At 49.4% G+C, this 19,628-nt stretch carries 18 protein-coding genes; 15 read left to right on the forward strand and 3 right to left on the reverse strand.

Features of this window, described 5'->3' with window-relative positions:
• Window positions 1–2 precede the first annotated feature (2 nt).
• Together ACYQ2L_RS01850 and ACYQ2L_RS01855 are read right to left on the reverse strand one after the other, a co-directional pair.
• The gene (locus ACYQ2L_RS01850; RefSeq protein ID WP_460050435.1) at window positions 3–572 is read right to left on the reverse strand and encodes a DUF2269 family protein; all 570 of its coding nucleotides are present in this window, start codon (window positions 570–572) and stop codon (window positions 3–5) included.
• Window positions 573–867: 295 nt separating this feature from the next.
• Window positions 868–1,254 (reverse strand): type II toxin-antitoxin system VapC family toxin, encoded by a 387-nt coding sequence (locus ACYQ2L_RS01855; RefSeq protein WP_460050437.1) that lies wholly within the window; start codon window positions 1,252–1,254, stop codon window positions 868–870.
• 97 nt (window positions 1,255–1,351) lie between these two features.
• Here ACYQ2L_RS01855 and ACYQ2L_RS01860 point away from each other — a divergent pair, with 97 nt between their 5' ends.
• The 13 genes from ACYQ2L_RS01860 (at window position 1,352) to ACYQ2L_RS01920 (ending at window position 13,532) form a co-directional block, all read left to right on the forward strand.
• Entirely contained in the window at window positions 1,352–1,903 is a 552-nt protein-coding gene (locus tag ACYQ2L_RS01860) for a hypothetical protein (protein WP_460050439.1), read from the forward strand.
• A gap of 241 nt (window positions 1,904–2,144) precedes the next feature.
• Entirely contained in the window at window positions 2,145–2,330 is a 186-nt protein-coding gene (locus ACYQ2L_RS01865) for a hypothetical protein (protein WP_460050441.1), read from the forward strand.
• Complete coding sequence (locus ACYQ2L_RS01870; RefSeq protein WP_460050443.1) at window positions 2,302–2,451, forward strand: hypothetical protein; 150 nt, start codon at window positions 2,302–2,304, stop codon at window positions 2,449–2,451. The genes ACYQ2L_RS01865 and ACYQ2L_RS01870 overlap by 29 nt, the downstream gene beginning before the upstream one ends.
• 295 nt (window positions 2,452–2,746) lie before the next feature.
• Window positions 2,747–3,661: an Rpn family recombination-promoting nuclease/putative transposase gene (locus tag ACYQ2L_RS01875; RefSeq protein ID WP_460050445.1), complete on the forward strand. Its 915-nt coding sequence runs from the start codon at window positions 2,747–2,749 to the stop codon at window positions 3,659–3,661.
• 571 nt (window positions 3,662–4,232) lie between these two features.
• A complete protein-coding gene (locus ACYQ2L_RS01880; protein WP_460050447.1) occupies window positions 4,233–4,523 on the forward strand; it encodes a DUF6915 family protein in 291 nt (96 codons plus the stop codon).
• Window positions 4,524–4,809: 286 nt separating this feature from the next.
• The gene (locus ACYQ2L_RS01885; RefSeq protein ID WP_460050449.1) at window positions 4,810–5,748 is read left to right on the forward strand and encodes an Rpn family recombination-promoting nuclease/putative transposase; all 939 of its coding nucleotides are present in this window, start codon (window positions 4,810–4,812) and stop codon (window positions 5,746–5,748) included.
• 109 nt (window positions 5,749–5,857) lie between these two features.
• The gene (locus ACYQ2L_RS01890) at window positions 5,858–6,031 is read left to right on the forward strand and encodes a hypothetical protein (protein ID WP_460050451.1); all 174 of its coding nucleotides are present in this window, start codon (window positions 5,858–5,860) and stop codon (window positions 6,029–6,031) included.
• 256 nt (window positions 6,032–6,287) lie between these two features.
• Complete coding sequence (locus tag ACYQ2L_RS01895; RefSeq protein ID WP_460050453.1) at window positions 6,288–6,527, forward strand: hypothetical protein; 240 nt, start codon at window positions 6,288–6,290, stop codon at window positions 6,525–6,527.
• Window positions 6,524–6,937 carry a hypothetical protein gene (locus ACYQ2L_RS01900; RefSeq protein WP_460050455.1) on the forward strand — a complete coding sequence of 138 codons (414 nt, stop codon included), beginning with the start codon at window positions 6,524–6,526 and terminating at the stop codon, window positions 6,935–6,937. Before ACYQ2L_RS01895 ends, ACYQ2L_RS01900 begins: the two co-directional genes overlap by 4 nt.
• A gap of 381 nt (window positions 6,938–7,318) precedes the next feature.
• Window positions 7,319–7,831, forward strand: a complete 513-nt coding sequence (locus tag ACYQ2L_RS01905; RefSeq protein WP_460050457.1) for a hypothetical protein — start codon at window positions 7,319–7,321, stop codon at window positions 7,829–7,831.
• A gap of 127 nt (window positions 7,832–7,958) precedes the next feature.
• Window positions 7,959–9,146 carry a DUF4268 domain-containing protein gene (locus tag ACYQ2L_RS01910; protein ID WP_460050459.1) on the forward strand — a complete coding sequence of 396 codons (1,188 nt, stop codon included), beginning with the start codon at window positions 7,959–7,961 and terminating at the stop codon, window positions 9,144–9,146.
• Window positions 9,147–9,358: 212 nt separating this feature from the next.
• A complete protein-coding gene (locus tag ACYQ2L_RS01915; RefSeq protein WP_460050461.1) occupies window positions 9,359–11,302 on the forward strand; it encodes an MrcB family domain-containing protein in 1,944 nt (647 codons plus the stop codon).
• 4 nt (window positions 11,303–11,306) lie between these two features.
• Window positions 11,307–13,532, forward strand: a complete 2,226-nt coding sequence (locus ACYQ2L_RS01920) for a DUF2357 domain-containing protein (RefSeq protein ID WP_460050463.1) — start codon at window positions 11,307–11,309, stop codon at window positions 13,530–13,532.
• A gap of 365 nt (window positions 13,533–13,897) precedes the next feature.
• Here the strand turns inward: ACYQ2L_RS01920 and ACYQ2L_RS01925 are convergent, their stop codons facing one another.
• The gene (locus ACYQ2L_RS01925) at window positions 13,898–15,619 is read right to left on the reverse strand and encodes a class I SAM-dependent methyltransferase (RefSeq protein WP_460050465.1); all 1,722 of its coding nucleotides are present in this window, start codon (window positions 15,617–15,619) and stop codon (window positions 13,898–13,900) included.
• 448 nt (window positions 15,620–16,067) lie between these two features.
• On the opposite strand from ACYQ2L_RS01925, the gene ACYQ2L_RS01930 reads away from it, so the two are divergent.
• Both ACYQ2L_RS01930 and ACYQ2L_RS01935 read left to right on the forward strand, forming a co-directional pair.
• Entirely contained in the window at window positions 16,068–19,253 is a 3,186-nt protein-coding gene (locus ACYQ2L_RS01930; protein WP_460050467.1) for a DEAD/DEAH box helicase, read from the forward strand.
• Window positions 19,254–19,496: 243 nt separating this feature from the next.
• A partial coding sequence (locus ACYQ2L_RS01935) for an Rpn family recombination-promoting nuclease/putative transposase (protein WP_460050475.1) occupies window positions 19,497–19,628 on the forward strand: 132 nt, incomplete at its 3' end.

Genomic DNA, 19,628 nt, shown 5'->3' on the forward strand with positions numbered 1-19,628 from the left:
TACTACAACCTACCAGAAAACCATTGTGAAACAGGCATAATATCCGGTTTGTAGATCATCAGTACAAAGACAATCGCCAAAGGCAGCACGCCAGTCAGAGAAATCAACCAACGCAGCTTCAGCAATTTCATCAGTTCCGGACTAATGCTTGCAGCATCGGGACTCAGCTGTTCAGTCAAAGACCTGACCCTGTATTGAGTAGGAATATCGCTCAGCACCCAGAAAACTCCCGACAGAATAAACAGCACAAAACTCACAGAGAGCCAACCGACGCTCCAGAAATCACCAGTAGTAAAACCGAGCATCAAACCAGAGAAAACCGCAAGAAGAATCAGAGGCGATGACAAGCGGGCATCCAGCCAGGACACGGTTTTATAGGTATGGAGAATGACATCCTTGTTTCCCCCGGATAGACTCCTGAATTCCCAGATCATACCAATAATGGCATTCGCAAAAAACAGTGTAACAGACACAATATGCACAAACCGCGCATGGTCGTACAGAGCCGGCTGGTTCAAAAAATCTACAACTACGTCATAAAAAACAATACCCATGAGAATGGACAAAGCCATTAATCCCAAAAATAAGAACAAAACAGTCCGGGTCTTCATGGGTGAAATTGAATCATAATCCAGCAATGCCAGCAAGTCCCCGAAATGTTCCCCCTTCTCCCGAAACAGCGACCCTTACAAATGCATCAGGTTGATTCATGACGCGCCGGCCCCCTGAAACCGGGCCGGCGATCCTCGTGGTGCCCCCAGCTCAAGCCTCGCTCCCCTCGGCACCCCCTCGACCCGGCCGGGGGAAGACAGCAGGCCCCTGGAATTCTTCGCAGCTATACTATAGGCCTGATCCAGCAGTTACATATCAGGCTTTTTTGTATGCGGAGGCAAGATTCGGGAACATAGGGTAATGTCTCGTGTTGAGAGTTGTAAGCTCGGACTGGGTAGCGGTGGCGGTGGCGGCAATAACAGCGTCGGCCAAACCGGTAGCGTGAGATTTGCCATAATCACGTGTAAGCAGACCGGCAGTTCTGGCGATTTCCGGAGTAAGCGAAAAGACCGGGAAAAGCTTGAACAGGTGATCCAGGACTGCCTGCTCGCTCTGGTTACGAACACCGGCGTAGAGCTCGGCAACTACTATAGCCGGCAGAGCTATCCTGGTGGAGTTTTCCTGGATCAGATCCACTGCCTCAGGCAGTCCACGCAGAAAATCTATCATTACATCGGTGTCGACCAGCAGCTGCAGCAACATGGCAGATCTGCCATGTTGCTATAGTTGTTGGAGCACAATTCCCCGATTTGCCCAGTTTTAGCCTTGTGCGACCTGATTAATTTACCTATTATTTATTATGATTAAAGGGAAAGTATTTTTAATATTTTGTTTTTTTGTAAGCTTTTCAGTATTTTCTGAACATGTTATTGTGGATATAAACACTGAATTATATGAATTGAGTGGCTATACACATAGAGATAGCCATAAAATCTCAATATTAGTTGCAGATTTTGATAACAAGTTTTATAACATGTTTTCTAAAACCTATGATTCAAATATATATGAAATGAAATTAACATTTGAGAAAAGGACTAATGAACAATTTTATGGCAATAATTTTTACATCGGAACGTTAGATATAAATAATAAAAATAACAACGATGTTATGGAAATGATAGTGTTCACCTATAGAATATTTGATAACAATATAGAAATGAATTTTAGAGCACATTCATTATTTGAAAATATGAAATTGGTAGATAGAGAATTATTTAATGTAACGCATACATATAATATATATAAGACAGATTTCTATGAAGACGAAAAAGTAGTTGGTAATTTTTTATTTATTGGTGATGTAATGTTTCACATAAAAAATATTCTGAAAATTAAAGATGTGTTTGTATGAAAAATTAATGACTCCTCTGAGCTTCTCTTAAATATAATGTATTGTAAAATTGCTAAAAGTCTGGCGATATATATGTATGACCTTCGAGTGGGATCAAGGGAAGAATTGCTCCAGACCCGAAATGTATCATTCGTGATGATTCATAACATATTCCTATGTCGTTCCCTTCGTACAGGATCAAACGGAGACTGGTTCCTGAAGACCCTGTATCCATCCAGAAAAGAGCACAGGAGGCTGAAAAATGGAAAAACCTGATAATCCCGTCGACTACCTTGATCAGGAAGAACAATGGTACGATGATCATGCCTATGAATTTGTACCCGCCGAACACCCGCGACCCCAGATAATCGAAGCAGCCCGAAATACCCTCAAAAAAAACCGAACGTATGAATATTCGTATGACGAAATACGACATGGATCAGCTTAAGGAACTCGCCTCCCGTGAAGGGCTTCCATATCAGTCATTTGTCGCCAGCATTCTGCACAAGTACAGTGAAGGTCTCCTGGTCGACATCAACGAAGCGCGCAAGTTGTTCCAGCAGGCCTGATTAACCGTTTATTAGGCGAAGCAAAGCCGACGTGCGACAAAATATGTCTCCCAAACTGGATCGAATCCGACCCCTTCCCCAAAAACGGCGACCACCACAAACGCATCGTTTGTAGAATGATGCATGGCGCGCCGGCCCCTGGAATTCTTCGCAGCTATACTATAAGCCTTATCAAGCCAAATTCCCGACAAAGCCTCCCGCGACTATAACCGCAGGATTATTTTCTTAAAAGTGCCCCCTGTATTAATGCCACATACCATTCTCGGCTGTACTACTTTATAGGAGGCCGTTGCCGATGAGTATGGAGCATACCCCGCACGACGTGTTTTTCCGTAGTTTCTTTTCCCACACCGACACCATGCAGGCCCTGTTGGAGCACATTCTGCCGCCGGAGACCCGACAGGAACTGGATCTGCACAGCCTGGCAATAGAACCCGGGACCTACCTGGACAAAAAAGGACGAAATCATTACGCCGATCTCTCGGCCTCGGTTAAGCTATCCGGGAACAATATGCGAATCTACATCCTTTATGAGCATAAATCCTGGCGGGACGAAAAAGCCCTGTTGCAACTGCTGCGTTATAAACAGATGGTCTGGCAAAAGGAAAAGGGGCTGCTCACCCCGATTCTCCCTGTGTTGTTTTACCACGGACCAGATGGTCGGTTTCCAGACCGTTTCTCCCAGCTATTTCCCGCGGACATACCTGAAAAACTTCTACCGCGACAGGTCGAGTTTCAGGCAGTGCTGTACAACCTTAGCAGCGTAGCTGAAGACCGACTGACTGCAGAAAAAAACCGGGAATTGCAGGCAGCGCTACTCAGTCTTAAATACGCCCGCGACAACATGGATTTGCTCATTGATCAACTGTATCGCCTCGGTAAATCAGGGGGAATCATGTTTCTTACCAGCACGCGGTTCGAGCTGATAAAACTTTATTTGCTGTACGCCAGCAGCTTGACCTATGACGAGATAGAGCAGAAAATACAGGAAAGGGTTATCGACCCGGTAATGCAGGAGGCACTTATGCTTAGTACAGCCCAAATGCTGAAACAGGAGGGTCGACAGGAAGGTCGACAGGAAACAGTGTACGAAACTGCCGATCGCATGCTGGACAGGGATTATCCATTGCAGGAAATAGCTGAACTGACCGGCCTCCCGCTCGAAGAGGTAGAACGCCTGAGTAGAGAGAAACACGCCTCCGATTCCTGATGTTTATCGCACCCGCCCGTCCACAGGCCGACCGGGCGATCCAACGTGGTGCCCCCAGCTCAAGCCTCGCTCCCCTCGGTACCCCCACGACCCAGCCGGGGGAAGACAGCAGGCCTTGTTGGAACATATTCCGACATACCACATAAAAGACTGGGTGCAATTTCTGGATAAGTTCCTGTCCCTCTCGGATTTTGATGAGGAAGTCAGAAAACTAATTAGAAAAGATACAGGCGGAAACCATGACGACAACTAAAATCACTGAATCTATTGATTTTACCATCGAAACAATTCGTTTCATCAGTGTACGACAATCGCGAAGTGAGGAGTAAAATCTGAATGACACCCACCAATTTGAAAATCTCCATGTCCTGTGGGATTAGTTGCAGCAACATGGCAGATCTGCCATGTTGCGATAGTTGTTCCCAAGTCAGTTAGAGATTTTGGATAAAGATTGATATTATAAGCAGGGGTATCGGCTTGCAGTACTTCAATCGAATAATGTACTGACTTTAGGCGACACAATATGTCGCCCCCTGCTGATATACTCTCAACAGAACAAGGAGGCCTCACTATGCCATCGTTTGAGTACCACTGCCAGGAATCACAACGCCTGTTTGGCAACCCCTACCCCGAAGTCCACCGCTGGCTGGACGAGTTCGCTGGGCAGGCGCCCTATGGAATGCGGCACCGCTTCCTGCGTCACCACGAAGAAGGCATTCGCCAGGCAGCCGAACAGTTCGGACTCGAAGCCGCCGCTGTCGCCCGCCAACACATTATCAGCGACCTCAAGCAGGAAGGCTGGACCGAATCTGATCCCTTCCCCAAAAACAGCGATCACTACAAACGCATCGGATTGTATTAGCCACGCCCCGAATCGACAGGCGTTTAGGTCGTAGATGTTTTCCCATGAGCAGATACATAGTGATTAAACTCGCTTTCATATGTCCAAATACTCTATCTCGTGTGGGAACAACTACAACAACATGGCAGATCTGCCATGTTACCAAGATAACTTCCACAAGACATGGAGGTTTTAGAACTTCGAGTCGCAAGTGCGGTGAAAGAAAATCTCGCAATTCGCAAAAATCATCCCGTGAACTAAATATTTAAAGAGCATAACCCCGTATATATCTATAGGGGCTGCTTTTTTGGCACAGAAAAAAGATCATTTCATACACAAGCATGGCTACGGCATACTGTTTTCCAACCGGACCCTGCTTCGTCAGCTCTTTGAGAGTTTTGTTGATGAGGAGTTCGCTCGCCGCATTGATTTCACCCATGCCGAGCCACTGCTCGAAAAGTCATACATCTCGGAGCACCTACGTGACTTCGCCGATGACTTACTTGTTCGGGTTCACCTCAAGGATCAAAAGGACCCTGCCTACCTTTACCTCATGATCGAGTTTCAAAGCACCCCTGACCGATTCATGAGCTTGCGCTTGCTGAACTACATTACTCTTTTCTATCTTGATTATCTGGCTGACACCAAGGACGTCCGCATGCTTCCCCCAGTGTTTCCTCTGGTTCTGTACAATGGAACCGGGAAATGGAACGCACCAACAAATATTCGGGATATAATTGACCCGGATAATTTCTGCCGCCAGTTCACCCCGGACTTCCAGTATCTGACCATTGTCGAAAACAGCTATTCAGAAGCACAGCTGCTGCAGATACATAATGCAGTATCCACAGTTTTTCTACTGGAAAATACCAGTGATAAGGATTTTGAACAACTCGCCGGACGACTTTCAGATCTGCTCGATAACGAATCTGCAGAAACCATTGCCTTACTCTCGAAGTGGATACGGCATCTGTTCATAAACAAAAAGGTGGACATGAGCGTCTACAATGAGATAACTTTAATACAGAACATGCAGGAGGCCAAAAGCATGCTTGTAGAAACCATAGAAAAAGTAAAAAAGAACTGGTTGGAGCAAGGCCAGGAAAAAGGCGTGGAGAAGAAAGCCGTAGAAGATGCCCAGAAAATGCTGGAAAAAAAATACCCTCTAAGCGACATTGCCGAAATAACCGGCCTTTCCCCGGAACGTATCGCCGAGCTTGAACGGGAGATTCAGGAAGCTTTATAAGCTTCACAAGCTTCACAAATTTCACAAACATGGCAGCAGCTTGACCTATGACGAGATAGAGCAGAAAATACAGGAAAGGGTTATCGACCCGGTAATGCAGGAGGCACTTATGCTTAGTACAGCCCAAATGCTGAAAGAGGAAGGTCGTCAGGAAACAGTGTACGAAACTGCCGATCGCATGCTGGACAGGGATTATCCATTGCAGGAAATAGCTGAACTGACCGGCCTCTCACTCGAAGAGGTAGAACGCCTGAGCAAAGAAAAACACGCCTCCGATTCCTGATATTCATCGCACCAGCACGTCCACAGCCCGACCGGGCGATTCTCGTGGTGCCCCCAGCTCAAGCCTCGCTCCCCTCGGCACCCCCCACGACCCAGCCGGGGGAAGACAGCCCGTCCCTTAAACTCTCCCCAACAGTGACCGGAAATCACGACAACAGTGACCAGAAATGACACAGCTATCTGATACGATTCCGGCTGACATTCCGCTGACATTCCGCTGACATTCCGCTGAGATGCCGACTGAAGGAGGCAAAGCCATGAGTGAATCAGAGATCGATCATGAACAATCCTGTAAGCCAGGGACATTCTATGTCGCTGCCCATAGCTATGCTGCTATCATGTTCCAGCAATCAATCAGTGCCGTAAATACGCAGCTGCAGCAGTTTCGCACCCTGCTCTATGGGTGCCCCGAAAAAGCTCGTGCCGTCATGCAGGAGCATCAATCCGCTAATCCCTCTGAGCACACGGGCCCTCATGGAATTGGAGATCGATCATGAATCAGAGTGATAATGAAGTAGCAGATATAATTGGTATAACCGAGCCGGAAAGCTGGCTGCTCCATGTCTCGCGCTGGAATGGGCAGCATCATCCGCTGGATGTCTATGTCCGCGATCCCGCCGAATGGTTTTCCTGGAATCGCTGGAGGAATGAGCATGACGATGCCACCCGAAACCACATACTCTCACTCATAGACGTCTACCGTGAACCGGACACCTGGCTGCTGGCCGGCATCTACCGGATCCTCAACAGAAAACCCGCCGGCCGTGAGATCCGCTACGAGATTGCCGCAGAGCCCATTCACACCTCATACCCAGGCCGACTGAAAATCCGCATGCCCAGACCCCCACGTGGGAGCTTCTTCAGACTGGAGCAAAACCTTGGGGACATGAGAGTGTCTGAAATGTAGTGGGTGGGTGATTTCTGCAGGGGAGGTTTTTAAGCTCATTCTTATTGGCAGATATTGATTCATGCTGCGCCCGCCCGATTATCACCGGACGGACGATCAAACGTGGTGCCCCCAGCTCAAGCCTCGCTCCCCTCGGCACCCCCACGACCCAGCCGGGAAAAGACAGCCTGCACCCGGAATTCTCGACAACAGTGACCGGAACTGACACAGGTAGGTAATACAATCCTTTCCGCACGGCCGGACAAGAGACACTGTGCTGCAATGGAGTGAATGTAATTGCATGGTAGTACGAGATATTCTACAGTAATAATCTCCTGAATCTTTTGCTGTTTGCGGCAGAAGGTATGAGCAAGGAAAACATAATGAGTCTATGAGGTAATGATGGAAATTGAACGTTCTTTTGAACCACTCACGAATAATGATCTTGGTGATCTGTATTCGGGAAGCGTCCAGCGCCTCCTGCAATATTTCGTTCATGGCCGAGGGTCTATATGGCACGAGTTTTACAATATAGAAAAACCTATAGCTGTTACCTTGTGCCAAGGAGCTGCCATGCACTACCATGATAAAGTAAATGGCATCAAAGATTTCGATGTGTGGTTTTTTTATCCGTTCTGCCAAAAGCATCTTCCTTATCGAACTATTTGGAACTGGGATTATAGAAATCAGAAATTCGGTCGTCATCCAGCAATACCAGGGTACGACGGAAGGAAGGTTGATGTGATAGTAAGATCAATTAATAATTACACTGTTGATGATCCTGTGGAAACAGTCCATAAATATCTGCAGAATGAAAATACTCAATCTTCTAGGGAGCTTGCGAAAAAAGCGGTAGTTATGCTAACTCCGGACTCGTTGTTGGGTAAGGTTGTGTGGTATAGAGAAAAGATTTAGTACAAATTTGCCAACATTGTAGCCAGTTGTGAGTGTTGTATTCTGAAACTGATGAGACTGAAAAGCCTGAGTTCAGTAGCAATAGCGACCTTTTGATCGCCAAAATATTGGGGGGAGAGCGCAACAGATGAAGAAAACAGCACATGGAACACCGATTCTAATAAAAGACGGTGTTGAAACATTGCTTGAACGCACCCAAGCAACGGATGAATCTTCGATTCAACATCTGATATATAAGCACCCTGGTTGTTTGCCGATAAGCGACTTAGATGAATCATACAATCCTCTCTTACCTGTTTGTATGGAGCTTAATACTCCTGCTGGCCTAATCGATATACTTTTCATATCACCGAGCGGTGAAATTACTATCGTTGAGACAAAGTTATGGAGAAACCATGAAGCAAGAAGAACTGTGGTGGCTCAGATCCTGGATTATGCCAAAGAACTTTCAAAATGGAACTATGCGGATCTTCAAAGAGAAGTGAACCGTAGATTAAAGAAATCAGGGAATTTTTTATATGAAATTGCCAAAAATTGCGATGAGAATTTACTTTTGCCTGAGTCAGATTTTGTAGATGCAGTCAGCAGGAATCTAAGGAGAGGTAAGTTCTTATTATTAATTGTTGGAGATGGCATAAGAGAGGGGGCAGAAGAAATAGCAGAATTCCTGATTTCTACTGGTCATTTAAACTTTACATTTTCAATGATAGAACTCGCTATATATAGAAATGAAACAGCCGGGACAATTCTCTTTCCAAGAGTAGTTGCTAAAACGATAGAACTGCATAAAATTACAGTGGAAATTCCACCTGGTATGACACTTTCCAGTACCCTGAATAATTCGATTGATTCTATGTCGCCCAGTGATATTTCACCTGAGAGAGATCAAGAGAGATCGTTCTATTCAAATTTCTGGATGGAATTGATTAATGAGATAGAGTTTGATGACCCAAGTCAACCATTACCCAAACCTACAATTGGTCAGAACCTCTATGTGTATCCTGGTAAAACCAGGCGAGCGTGGATTAGCGCATATTTCATGAAAAGTAAAAAAAGAGTTGGGGTATTTTTTCGCTGCCAGCAAGACCAAGAAGGAAGGGACATCTACGAACATTTAAGCACATATAAGGACGATATACAAAAAGAGCTTGGAGATAAGGTAGTCTGGAGTTGGGAGGAAGGTCAGGGAGCCGGTATACGGCTACTTTGTGATGACGTTTTCAATGAAAACAACAGATTGCTGATAAAGGATTTCTTTAAGGAGTGGCTAAACACATTTGTTAATGTAATCCGGCCAAGAATGAAAGGTTTTTGAATCAGGTCATTTTATTTAGGTGGCGTATTTTTACTGGAGAAAGTGATGAAATATATTTACTACTGCCGCCGTACGTCGCTGGCTGCCGAGATGAAGGACTACATTGCTCGCATTACCCCACAGACCGGGCAGTGATTCCTTTTCAAATTGTGAACGTTTCAAGACTTTATCGCCAGTAATTTATGTGGAAATACCTAATAGGAGAATAGACCATGTTTTTTTCGGAAAAAATTAGTTCAATATTACAGTCCTATCCAAAAGGAGGAGCGGTTGACTACTCAGATCCTACTGTAAAGTTGATCGAAAATGATATTATAAATCAGCTGCAAAAGAACGATGTAATCCAACAGTTGAATCTAAAAGTTGAAGGTAGTGTCGGGAAAGGTACGTGGGCTGCAGTACCATGGGTCGCGATTATGAATCCTGAAATTACCACTACAGTTTCTCAGGGTGTTTATGTGGTATTATTGTTTTCTGCACAAGGAAAAAGCATGTCCCTTACACTTAACCAAGGGACTGGAGGAATTAACAAATCACATAGCGGGGAATCTCAAGAGGGAACACGTTCTGGTTTCCTTGAAATTTATCATAGTTGGAAAGATCAGAGATTTCAGGCTGGCCCTATGCCTAAAAGGACTTTAGATAGCGATACTCAGCGACCACGAGCGTATGAAAAAGCTTGTATTTTGTGGAAAATGTACTCTTTAGAACAGATTAGGTCGGAGTCGTTTGATAAGGAATTTATCGAAGATTTAACAAGCATCATACAGGTTTATATGCATGGTGTGAGTGTATTGCAAAAGAATTATTCATATACAGATATAAATGAAAACGAACGGAGTATGTCCATGGATGAACAGGCCGCAGTTATGCTTCCAAAACCTTTCCTTCTTCTCGCTGGTATTTCCGGTACTGGTAAAACTCGTTTTGTCCGTGAGCAAGCGAAATTATCTGCTGAACACTTTGGTTTAACACCAGAGGGAAACTACTGCCTTGTTCCGGTTCGGCCAGACTGGCATGAACCGTCTGACCTATTAGGCTATATTTCTCGCATAAACGGTACTCGTTATGTAGTGACTGGTTTTTTGCGCTTTATGGTGCAGGCACTGCTACAAGCTGTGGATGAAATCCACAGAGATGAGCTTGTGTATAAATCTCCGCAAGAGATTCCCCCATACTGGTTGTGCTTAGACGAGATGAACCTTGCCCCAGTGGAGCAGTATTTTGCTGATTACCTCTCTGTACTGGAAACCCGGCAATGGAGCGACAACAAATATACCAGCGATGCAATGATGAGAGCCTCTCTGCTACAGCAGTTGCAGTTAGAACAGTATAAGGATAGTGGTAACAATGCATTCGATGAGCTTATGAATGAGCTGTTGCAGAATGTGAACTGCGACGAAGAGATCAAAATAGGCTTTCGTGAGTATGTGTTGCAGCATGGCATTCCGTTGCCTCCTAATCTAATCGTGGCGGGTACGGTCAATATGGATGAAACTACACATGGTTTTTCGCGCAAGGTGATCGACCGTGCTTTTACCATCGATTTCCAAGAGTTTTTTCCTAATAATTTTGACTCGTTTTTCCAAGATACCGCTACACCAATCGCATTGTCGTTCTCACCTATCTCACAGATTAGCAGCCCGTCTGAATTAGCGCATATCACAGCTGATCCGGAGGGTGCCCAGTCAATTGCTTTTCTTACAAGGATAAATGAAGTGTTAAAAAATACTCCGTTTGAGCTGGCCTACCGGGCTTTGAATGAATTGCTGCTTTCCCTGCATTGTTTTTCGCCGACCACTCAAGAAGAGTTGTGTGCAGTGTGGGATGATTATCTTATGCAGAAGGTTTTGCCGCGTATAGAGGGGGACAGCCAGAAGCTGCGGTATATTGCCGATTCCAAGGCTGCCCCTGAACCCGACATTGATGATACCTCGGGTGTGCCTGCTGCGCTGTACGGCAGCGGCAGCTTGCTGCATGCTGTGTACCATACCCTTGAGCAAGAGACTATGCTCGGCAGAATCTGGGGTGAGCAGTCAGAGCGACCAGATTTGCTGCGTAATGGGAATCCCAAAATTCCCTGTCGCTCGCGTGCCAAGCTCCTTTGGATGATGAAGCGCCTTAAAGCCAGTCATTTTACCGATTTCTGGGTATAAGCCTATGAATAGCGAGGTGCTGGAGTGCGGGCCAGTTAAGATTCGCAGCAGCAAGGTTGCCCAGCGCAGGCAAGAGGCTTTGCAAAATGATGTGCCTTTAGAGCACGCAATGTATAAACTGCGCGGAATATTTGACACTCATATCACCATTTCATCTGAATCCGCAAAGAAACAGCATGTGGCATTGCGTTCGGTCGAGGGCACGGAAGCTGTATTGGCTTCCACAAATACTGCACAGGCGTGGTTCTTTGACCAGACCCCCTACATGTGTACTGTACATATTCCAGATGCAGTTGTTGCGTATCTATTCACTCCAGTGACTGAACTCGCCGATAGTGCCGACTGGGACCCAGAAACAAAGCGCTTAACGATCCCCTTAAACTTTGGCAGCGACCTTGGCGAGTTTGAGCTGTGTTGGGAATGGCTTACCGAAGATGGTGTGCGCCATAGCGCATCTTTTGGTTCTCAGGTATTTTCCACCAAACTGGATATCTATAATGATTTTCAAAAAATGCTGGAGGATGTTGGCGATCGTTTTAATTGGATACGCCTGGACCTTCTGCGTAGTACCTCTTGGGCTTGGAATCATTCCGATACTGCCGTCGCCGACACTCAAACCTGGCTGGTTGTTTTTCAGGAGGTGCGCTCTGCTATGGAGCAGCGGCTGTGGAAACTTGTTAAGCAGCACCGCCGGCGACTGGTGTCCCATTCTTATAGTGTGCAGGCCGAGCGCATTCGCCGCTGTACCCCGAAGCTTGAGGAACAGATTGCCGAGAACCTGCACAGCAGACCTAACCGCCGCTATCGAGTAGAACGGAAGGTGCTTGACGCCGACACTCCAGAAAACCGCTACATGAAGCATATATTGCTGCAAACTCTGGAGGCCTTGCGAGAGGTTATCGACCTGATTGAGCCTATGCCACGTATTGCAGATATATTCAAAACCCGCTTGCGTGATTGGGCCACTGAGTGGTCAGTCCTCTCGCAACACCGCTTTTGGCGGAGCATTGGTCTCTACCGCGGAATGCGCCGAGAATCCCTGGTGCTGTCGCAGGACCCAGTGTATGCCGGCATCCGACGCTCCTGGTTCTTATTGCAGTACGGTCTGGAGCTTTTGGACGGTGAACTTCGTGGCGGTATTCAAAACGCAGCCCAGCTCTACGAGGTATGGTGTCTGGTGAAACTCGATGAATTCATTCAAGCGGCAGGCTGGAAGTGCGATGATAGGCGTGGGTTTTCTTTTGACTCAAACAGATTGGACCCCCTGCAAACCAGTGAGGAACTGCGATCAGGATCGCAGCAGTTTACTTACACGCATCCAGCTTACAAGGGAAGTGAGTTGAGCCTCTTGTTTCAGCCGCGTGCCGATGCCACACCGGCGCGCAAATTCTGGAAAGGCGTTATGTCGGTTCCGGTTGTTCAGCAGCCTGACATTGTCATTCGCCTGCAGCGCAATGACCTTCCCGGTAGCCCTGTCTACACTTGGCTATTTGACGCCAAGTATCGTATTAATGAAAACCAGGCACCGGATGATACTGTAAACCAAATGCATCGCTATCGTGACGCTATCCTCTGGAGTTCCCCTGGTTTAAACCAGCAAGACCTTAGCCGAGAAAGTATTGGCGGGTATGTACTCTATCCGGGAAAAGAAGCCGAGCTTTCGTTAAAATCTCGCCAGATTGATTCTATCAAGCACAGCAATATCGGTGCATTTCCCCTCCATCCCGGAACCGATTCAGCCGAAAAACTCGAAACGCATTTGCACGATAGCCTGACACGCTTTTCGCTTCACCCTGAGGCTGACATTCTCCGCAACATGCAGAATGTTCCCCCAATACGACAGCAGAAAAACTCCATCATAGCAGAGCTGCAGATAAACCAGGATCATCCCTTGTACCAAGATCAATCCAAGGACGACTGGCCGTATCTCTGTCTGCCACTCTCACTATTATCATCCTTCCAGCAATCAGCTAATGCTGTATTCGATAATTGGCACAGCATTTCACCATATTTGGGAGCTGCTTCCTATCCTATACTTAAAACTATGATCCTCTCGGCAGCAGAGGTAGAGGCACTGTATACCAGCAACAAGCGGCAGCCCACCTTCTTGGCAACGTACCGGGACCAGCACTATGCCGTCTTTATACTGGGGCGACCATATGAGGATAAAGCGGGTGAGCAGACCAAACAATCAGAAGAAAATCAAATAGTCCGTATTTCGCCAGAATAATTTGGTAATTGATGAATAAAAGGAGATGCCGTCCATGACCGCAACATTATTTGCATTACACCGGACTACACCATCAAGGTTCGCGAGGATGTACTGCAGGAAGTGGATGGTCCCATGCTCAAGTACGGCCTGCAGTCTTTGGATAACAACAGGATAATTTTGCCACATAGAAAATCAAATTACCCAGATCGTGATCGCCTGCCCGCCGGTATGAGCTGTTTAGTGCGTAGTTGCAGCAACAGTGGCTAAGTAATCTTTAGTAATCGGCAGCAATGACCAATGCGTGAGGGATAGCAGGAGTGCGAGCCGCAGCCGGTAGCGGCGGGGGCATGCCCAAAACCAGTACACATGTAATTGTGGAGCTCCTAGGGCATCCAGCGTTCGATCCCGCGGTTGACAGCGGTGAACTCCATGGCGTCCTTAAAGGCGGTGAACAGAGTGTCGCGCAGCTGATTCGTGAACTGGGTATCTGGTGTGGTGCCGGTAAATGCGGCTGCGTGGGCCAGGAACAGGCGGGGCTGGTGTTCGTAGAGGATGTCCCAGTATCCGGTAATGGCCGGGCGGCGTGAGATGATCAGGCGGCGGTCGGGTATTTTAGCCCGTTTCTTGTTGTTTACATCGTGGTGAGCCGGCAGTAGGTTCCAGAGGTCGTTGTTGCGCCACAGGGCCCAGGGGATGGCATGGTCGACATCGAATCGGTCTGTCAGCTTGGTGTTGGTCCAGACGCAGCGTAGGCCATAGTGCTGCAGGGTGTCCTGGTAGATGCGACGCGCGATGTCGGTTTCGCGACTGTCTCCGATATTCTGAATAAGCAATGATAAAATGCGTCCTGCTGTGTTGTCGGGATCCTGCTGTTGCAATCCGGCACTGAAGTCGGCCCAGCGGATGAGTATGGAATCTTCTACCCAGCGTCCGAGCAGGGCAAGCTCGCGCCAGATTTCTGCCGGTAAAAATACATTCCTGTCTTCGGCATGGAAGATTCTGGTGCCGGTGCGCTGGTTACCGGCGTAGCGGACAGGCTGGCGGATTGCGGTGAGAATTTTCGCGCGGGCTTCGCGGTATAGCCTGGCGGCATCGGTGTCGAGGATACGGGATTGCCGTGCGATGCGGAAAGCTGGGTAGCCGCCGGTCTGCTGCCAGTAGTTCGCCAGGCGATGTAGGGGTTCACGGAATGCCATATCTGCTTTTTTTCCTGATTGCCCCTGCAGCACGGTATGGCCATGCGGAGGAAATACGATCGGCCAGTAGTATTCAATCCACAGATCGGCAATGGCATCCAGGGGGACCGAGACGCGTTCTTCGGCGTGCCAATGGGCCAGCTGCGGACGATGACTTGCCAGGTGGCTCAGGGCGCGAAGCAGGGCAAACTTGTAGCTGTTGACCTTGCGGTCGTCCCATAGCAGGGATTCAATGGTTTCGATCGGGCGCAACGGGGTGATATCGGTGCGGTCGCTTTCCCGACTGAACAGCATGACCTGCCAGTTTATGTCTTCGCGTCCAAGGGCGTCGTCCTGCTGATAGCTGATTATACGGCGCAAGCCCAGGCGTTCCAGAAAAAAGCTGTACTGTTCAGGCGAACGTATTCGAAACAGTCGCCCATACTGATCGCAACCGGTGGTGTCGGTGGGGTAGTTTTTGGGGACCGAGAGCAACAGAAATCCGCCAGAGGCTACCCGCTGCTGCAGCTGATAAAGGCTGTCCAGGAGTTCCTGGTCGGGGATGTGCTGCAGCGCGGCGGCACAGAGAACGGCCTGGTATTGCTGTTTCACCTCTGCCAGCTCCGGCAGACTTCCAGTTTGCAGACAATGAGCGGGCAGGTGGTGATGAGCGGTGCCGGCTTTTATCAGCTCGGGCGAGGGGTCTACGCCAGAAGCATTGATACCAGCCTGGCGCAGCACGGCCACATCGCGCCCGCTGCCGCAGCCGACATCGAGCAGGCTTGGAGAGTCCGGACCAAGCTCGGTTTGCACTGGCCTCAGCAGACTGATGATCTGGTCCAGATAGCCGGGGCGAGCCGCGCTATAGCGCTGTACTAGTTCATCTGCATTAGCCTGGTAGTACTGCCGGGTTTGCTGATGTGACGCCATAGTGCAATTGTGGTCGATTGCATTGGCTGCGTCAAATGAAATCTATATCAAATTCCGGATATGACATTAACGATATACTCTGCAAATTATGACTGATCCGGATTATTTTCCAGTTTACGAACAGTGAGGTAATCTTTATAAATCTCGGCCAGAAGACTTTTCGTTCCCACCGTGAAGGATAGGAGGAGTGCGCAGCAGCCTGCGGGCTGAATTGTCATGCCGGCTTGTTTGGTCGGTGCCGACAGTCCGCAGGCCGGAGCGCCAGCCGGGCGCACGTGAGTAGCCCGGCGGTTCAGGCGCGCAGCTCCGCATAGCCTGACCCCAGCGCTGTGAGCGGGGCAGGCAGCGGGAGACTGGTTAGAAAGCGCTGGGGACACGCCCATATTCCAGGTCTTTTTGCTGCATGTATACTACACTATGCAGAGAACCTTGGAACACAGGAGCTGCTATGCATACCGGAATCTATGAACAACTTATTACTGAGCTCCTGCAGGAGCAGTGCACTGAGCAGGGGGATCGGTATTTTGTGCAGACCCAGGCATTGGATTCGGCTGAGGCGGGGGAGTATTTGTCTCGCTTTGTGCGGGATGTGCTGCGTGGGGCTTTGGAGAGCATTCCGCATGCGGGGGAGGGGAGCCGGGTTCAGCGGCAGGTTCGGCTTGCGAATGATTTTATTCACTGGCTGGCTGATCATTTGAAAGATGCTGATCTGCATGAGAATCTGCTGCAATCGCAGGGGGAATTGTTGACTGCTTTGCTGGATACCCAGAATCCGGTGGCCAGCAATCTAAAGCAGTATATTTCCCGCATTACCCCGCAGACGGGGCTGGTGCAGAGTGAGCTGTTTACCGGCAGCAACACTGGGCTGTCACTGGAAAGCGAGATGAAACGCGAGATTCTCTCGGCCAATGAGATCTGCTGGCTGGTAAGCTTCATTAAGTGGACCGGCATTCGGATTTTCGCTGAGGAGCTGCGACAGGCTACTGCTGCTGGTACTCGTGTGCGTGTACTGACTACCTCCTACATGGGGGCTACTGATCAGAAGGCAGTTGATTTTCTTTCTGGCCTGGCGAACACCGAGGTGCGTGTGAACTACAACACCGATCGCGAGCGTTTGCATGCCAAGGCTTACCTCTTCCTGCGTAACTCAGGCTTTCACACCGGCTACATAGGATCGTCGAATATAAGCAGATCGGCTCTCACGAATGGGCTGGAGTGGAACCTGAAACTGACTACCCGTGAGATTCCGCATATTATAGATAAGTTCCAGAACACCTTTACGACGTATTGGGAATCCCCTGAGTTTGAGAGTTATAACGCGGAGAATGCCGAGCAGCATCAGCGTTTGCAGCGTGCCTTGCGTAGTGAACGTGGGCAGAATGAGACTGAATCAAGCTTCTTCTTTGATATTGAACCCCACCCCTACCAGAAGGAGATGTTGGAGCATTTACGAGTTGAGCGGGAGCTGCATAATCGCTATCGGAATCTGGTGGTTGCGGCCACTGGTACTGGTAAAACCATTATTAGTGCCTTTGATTTCCGCCGGCTGTACCGGGAGAAACCTGGGGCCCGTCTGCTGTTTGTGGCCCATCGAGAGGAGATCCTGAAGCAGGCCATGGCAAGCTACCGGGCGGTCTTGCGCCAGTCCTCATTCGGGGAACTGATGGGGGGCGGCATGGAACCCTCGCGCTATGATCAGCTCTTTGCCACGGTGCAGACCCTGAGTAAGCGCCTGGGCGAACTCTCACTTACTACTGATTATTACGATTACATCGTGATTGATGAGGTGCATCACATTGCCGCATCCAGCTACCGCCCGATTCTCAAGCATTTCACCCCCGGAATTTTGCTGGGCCTGACTGCGACTCCCGAACGTCATGACGGGGCCGATATTCTGGATGATTTCTGCGGTACGATTGCTGCCGAGCTGCGCCTGCCGGATGCCATTAATCAGCGTCATCTTTGTCCCTTCCAGTATTTTGGTCTGGATGATCCAGTCGATCTCTCGAGGATTAGCTGGGAGCGTGGTCGCTATCTGCCAGGTGAACTGACCCGCCTGTACACCCAGAACGATGCCCGCGTGCTGCATATTATCCGCAATCTGAGTGAGTACGTGAACGATGTGCGCAGCATGAAAGCCCTGGCTTTTTGCGTATCGCAGGAGCATGCCGGGTACATGGCCGATAAGTTCCAGCGCAAGGGAATACCCGCTGGGGTGCTGACCAGCGCCAACAGCCAGGATCGGGTTGCTTTGCGCGAGCAATTGCTGCGTGGGGAAATCGCCGTACTCTGTGTGGTAGATATATTTAATGAAGGGGTAGATATTCCCGAGGTAGACACCCTGCTATTCCTGCGCCCAACCGAGAGTCTTACGGTGTTCCTGCAGCAGCTGGGCCGGGGTTTGCGCTTGAGTGAGGGCAAGGACTGCCTGACGGTGCTGGACTTTGTGGGCAATGCCCGTCCGGAGTATGATTTCTCGCATAAGTTTCGCGCGTTGCTCGGCCGGTCCCGGACATCGGTCAGCGATGAGATCGAGCATGATTTTCCCCATGCGCCCCTGGGCTGTTCAATCGTCCTGCAGAAACAGGCCCGCGAGGTTATTCTGCGGAATATCCGCTCGGCGATTGTGAACAGGAAGCGGCTTTTGCAGTGGCTGCGGGAGTTTTCGCTGCATAGCAGCCGTGAGCTGAGCATCTGCAACTTTCTGCATCAGTACCCGAATGTCGAGCTGTCGGATATCTACCGATCAAAGATTGATTCCGGGGGCGGCTGGACGCGTCTGCAATTTGCTGCCGGCCTGATTGCCGCCGAGCCTGATCCTGTGCTGGAGCTGCCGGTCTACCGTGCCCTGCGCAACCGCCTGATTCCCTGCAGCTCGGTTTCCTATCTGCGCTTTGTGCAGGGGGTGTTTCGCAGCGGGGTAGGGGAGCTGGAATCGGAAGATTCGCGATCCGTTGAGATTAACCGGCAGTGGGCACGCATGCTGCACTTTGATGTGTGGCAGGCCCCCGGGCCCGGCCTGGGTTTTGCTTCCCTGCAGGATTCCCTCAAGGCCATGACTGCGGATGCCCAGCTGAGTCGCGAGGTGCTCGAGGTGGTTGAGCTCTGTCTGGATTCGATTGATACCGAGGAGCGTCCGCTGGATCTGCCCTTTCCCACAGCCATCCGCCTGCACGCCCGCTACAGCCGTGATCAGATTCTGGCTGCCTTTGGGGCCCATCGCTTCGAGAAACAATCCAGCAGTCGTGAAGGGGTGCTGTTCCTGCCGGATCTGAACTGCGAGCTCCTGTTTGTGACCCTGCAGAAAACCGAGGAACGCTTCTCACCAACCACCCTCTACCACGACTACGCGATCAGCGAGGAACTGTTTCACTGGCAGAGCCAGAACTCCGCCCGCCCCGACCGCGGACGCGGCAAGGATTACCTCCGCCAGCAGGAACTCGGCAGAAGCATTGTTCTCTTTGTGCGTGAACAGCACCAGGACGAACAGCAGCGCACCATGGGATTCGTCTGCCTCGGCCCGGTCAGCCTGGTTCAGTCCGAAGGCAGCCAGCCCATGAACATCACCTGGCGCCTGCACAGCCCCCTGCCGCCCTGGCTCTGGCACAGCGCCGCCAAGCTGGCGGTTGGCTAGAGTGTCGCCGCCGGCGGCGGGTCAGGGGTTCGCGAAGCGACACCGCAGTTCGAAAAGCGACCTCGAGAGTTTTAATTTGACAAAAAACATGGTGGAAAGTTAAATATGTCAAAGTCTTGTGGGAGTTACTTCACTAACATGGCAGATCTGCCATGTTGGCGCAATTGTTTCCAGTTCACCTATTGAGTTCAATGTATCTGAACATCTGTGCTGTATATCTATACAGGAGCCTCCTTTATGGATATGGAACATAGACCCCACGATTCGATTTTCCGCGCATATTTTTCAGATGCCGGGAGCATGACAGAGCTGCTACAGCTCGCACTGCCGTCGGAATTGTTTGCACGTTTGGATACCACGACGCTACAGGTGGAG

This window comes from Spirochaeta dissipatitropha, from assembly GCF_054657935.1.